Below are 754 nucleotides of genomic sequence, written 5' to 3' on the forward strand. Positions count from 1 at the left end.
GTGCTTGGCCTGCTCCTGCTCATCGGTATCGTCGGCCTCGCAATCTTTGCCGATCTGCTCTACCCGCGCGATCCGCTGGCGCTTGCCGGCCGGCCCCTGCAATGGCCCTCACTCGGTGGTCGGTTCCTGCTCGGAACGGATGCTTCGGGCCGTGATATCGCGGCGCAGATTGCCCACGGCGCGCGCACCACATTGCTGATGGGTATGGTCTCGACACTGATTGCGATTGCGATCGGTATCGTCGTCGGTGCGCTCGCCGGCTTCTATGGCGGCATGACGGATGACGCCTTGATGCGCATGACGGAGGCCTTCCAGACGCTTCCGAATTTCATCCTGCTGCTCGTGCTCGTGGTGGTGGTGGGTTCGAATATGACGGCGGTGACGATTGCGATCGGCGCCGTTTCCTGGCCGGCGGTGGCGCGTCTGACGCGCGCCGAGTTCCTGACCCTGCGCAATCGCGAGTTCGTCCAGGCCTGCCGGACACTCGGCCTGACCAACCGCTGGATCATTTTCCGCGAGGTCCTGCCCAACGCGCTGGCGCCGRTCATCGTCTATGSCAGCGTCGTRATGGCGRYSGCGATCCTGCTYGARAGCGCGCTCGCCTTCCTCGACCTCTCCGATCCCAACGTCGCCTCCTGGGGCAACCTGATCGGCCAGGGGCGCAAGGTCTTGCGCAGCGAGTGGTACGTCTCCGCGATTCCCGGCGTGGCGATCCTGCTGACGATCCTGTCCGTCTCCCTGGTTGGCCAGGGAC

Annotated in this window: 1 protein-coding gene; it reads left to right on the top strand. The window is 65.0% G+C overall.

Annotated elements, in window-relative coordinates; all coding sequences use genetic code 11:
- The coding region (locus AB4Y92_RS25125) for an ABC transporter permease (RefSeq protein WP_441822091.1) at positions 1 to 754 on the top strand (754 nt) is incomplete at both ends.

The organism is Lysobacter sp. TAB13 (genome assembly GCF_052113885.1).
In the GTDB taxonomy this organism is placed as follows: Bacteria; Pseudomonadota; Gammaproteobacteria; order Xanthomonadales; family Xanthomonadaceae; genus Lysobacter; species Lysobacter gummosus.